The 2,486-nt window shown below is 64.4% G+C and carries 2 protein-coding genes and 1 pseudogene; all 3 read right to left on the reverse strand.

The genetic code is table 11. The annotated features are described in order from the left end of the window. Positions 1 to 250, reverse strand: a pseudogene (gene pyrH / locus JOZ79_RS12745) (UMP kinase); the annotation flags it as partial. 100 nt (positions 251 to 350) lie between these two features. Further along, complete coding sequence (gene tsf, locus JOZ79_RS12750; protein WP_294074802.1) at positions 351 to 1,295, reverse strand: translation elongation factor Ts; 945 nt, start codon at positions 1,293 to 1,295, stop codon at positions 351 to 353. A gap of 123 nt (positions 1,296 to 1,418) precedes the next feature. Then, entirely contained in the window at positions 1,419 to 2,171 is a 753-nt protein-coding gene (gene rpsB, locus JOZ79_RS12755) for a 30S ribosomal protein S2 (RefSeq protein WP_294074804.1), read from the reverse strand. Positions 2,172 to 2,486: the final 315 nt, after the last annotated feature.

Genomic DNA, 2,486 nt, shown 5'->3' on the forward strand with positions numbered 1-2,486 from the left:
TCATCACCGTGGCCAGCATGCCCATGTAATCGGCGGTCGCGCGGTCGAAGCCCTTGGCCGCCGCCGCCATGCCGCGGAAGATATTGCCGCCGCCGACCACCAGGCAGAGCTCGTGCCCCTGACCCTTGGCGGCCGCGATCTCCTCCGCGAGGCCTGCTACAGCCGCGGGATCGATGCCGAACTGCCCCTGCCCCATGAGCGCCTCGCCCGAGACCTTCAGGAGGATGCGGTTGAAGCGCTGGCGGGTCATAGGCGTCGGAACCGTCCTTCGAGGAGACAACAAGGGCGGCCAAGCCTTTATGGCCGGGCCGCCCCGTTGCCAATATCCCCGGACGTGCCGGGACGGTGCGTTACGCGACCGGCTCGGCCTTGTTCGTGCCGGCGGCGGCGGCGACTTCGGCGGCGAAGTCGCTTTCCTTCTTTTCGATGCCCTCGCCGAGCTGGAAGCGCACGAAGCCCTTGAGCGTAATCGGCGAGCCGGCGTCCTTCGCGGCTGACGCCACGACATCGGCGACCGGGGTCTTGTTGTCCATGACGAACAGCTGCGACAGGAGCGCATTGTCTTTCCGGAACTTGGCGAGGCCGCCCTCCACCATCTTCTCGATGATGTTCTGCGGCTTGCCGCTTTCCTTCGCCTTTTCCATCGCGATGCCGCGCTCGCGTTCCACGAGCTCCGCGGAAAGCTCTTCGGCCGACAGTGCCTGCGGGTGAGCGGCTGCGACGTGCATCGCGATCTGCTTGCCGAGCTGGGTCAGCGTATCGGCCGAAGCTGCGCTCTCGAGCGCGACCAGAACGCCGATCTTGCCGAGGCCGGGAGCGACCTGGTTGTGGACATAGGACACGACTGCGCCCTGGCTAACTTCCATGATCGCCGCACGGCGAAGCGACTGGTTTTCGCCGATCTTGGCAATGTTGTCGGTCAGCTTCTCCTGGACGGTGCCGCCTTCGGGGTAAGCCGCACCGGCCAGCGTTTCGACGTCTGTTCCGGTCGTAAGCACCAGCTTGGCGACGTTGCGGACGAAATCCTGGAAGATCTCGTTCTTGGCGACGAAGTCCGTCTCCGAGTTCACTTCGACGGCGGCGCCGCGCGTGCCCTCGACGACGACGCCGACGAGACCTTCGGCCGCAGTCCGCCCCGCCTTCTTGGCGGCCGCGGCAAGACCCTTGGCGCGAAGCCAATCGATCGAGGCTTCCATCTCGCCATTGTTCTCGGCGAGCGCCTTCTTGCAATCCATCATGCCGGCGCCGGTGCGCTCGCGCAGTTCCTTCACGGAAGCGGCCGTGATCTCAGCCATCTGTATTTCCTTCATAGCTCCCCTCCCGCTGGCGCGAGAGGTTGGGGGAGGGAATGTGGTGTCGAGAGCCTGCGATAACAGGCCCTCCCCTGACCCCTCCCGCGGGCGGGAGGGGGAATGGATTCACGCCAGCGCGGCTTCCGCCGGCGGCTCGGCCATGCTGCCGATGTCCTGGCCGCGAGCCTGGGCGTTGCCCGACCGGCCCTCGCCGACGGCCTGCGCAACCGAATCGGTATACAGGCGAATCGCGCGGCTGGCGTCGTCGTTGCCCGGGACCGGGAACGCGATGCCCGTCGGATCACTGTTCGAATCGAGGATCGCCACGACCGGAATGCCAAGCACATTGGCTTCCTTGATCGCCAGCTCTTCCTTGTTAGTATCGACCACGAACATGACGTCCGGCAGACCGCCCATGTCGCGGATGCCGCCAAGGCTCTTCTCGAGCTTGTCGCGCTCGCGGGTCAGCTGGAGGACTTCCTTCTTGGTGAGGCCGGCGGTGTCGCCCGACAGCTGCTCCTCGAGGCTCTTCAGCCGCTTGATCGAGTTGGAGATCGTCTTCCAGTTGGTCAGCATGCCGCCGAGCCAGCGGTGGTTGACGAAATGCTGACCGGACGCACGGGCCGCCTCGGCGACCGGGTCCTGCGCCTGCCGCTTTGTGCCAACGAACAGCACCTTGCCGCCGCGAGCGACCGTCTGCTGAATGAAGTCCAGCGCGCGCGAGAAAAGCGGCACGGACTGCGACAAATCGATGATGTGAACGCCGTTGCGGTCGCCGAAGATGTACGGCTTCATCTTGGGGTTCCAGCGATGGGTCTGGTGGCCGAAGTGCGCTCCGGCCTCGAGCAATTGCTGCATCGTGACGACGGTGGTCGCCATAGGTCTTTCTCCTTCCGGTTTTGCCTCGACGGAGCCGTGTCACCGATCGTTCGATCGGCACCGGTATGTAAGCTCCGCCTGTGGGATATCGGCGCCCCTAACGGAAGCTCGCCCGCTTTTCAAGCGCTTGGCCAGAGCTTGACAGGCGAGAACATATCGGGAACATTGAATCGTCTCACCGGGCGATTTTGTCGTGGTTGGAACGAAACGTGTCCAATTCGGTTAGGCGCTCAAAGACAAGGATGAATCGATGACTGCAGCTCTCGGTACCCTCGCTTTCCTCGCCACCCTGTGGCTTCTGGTCGTCGTGGGTGC

Source organism: Sphingomonas sp. (assembly GCF_019242355.1).
GTDB lineage: Bacteria > Pseudomonadota > Alphaproteobacteria > Sphingomonadales > Sphingomonadaceae > Sphingomicrobium.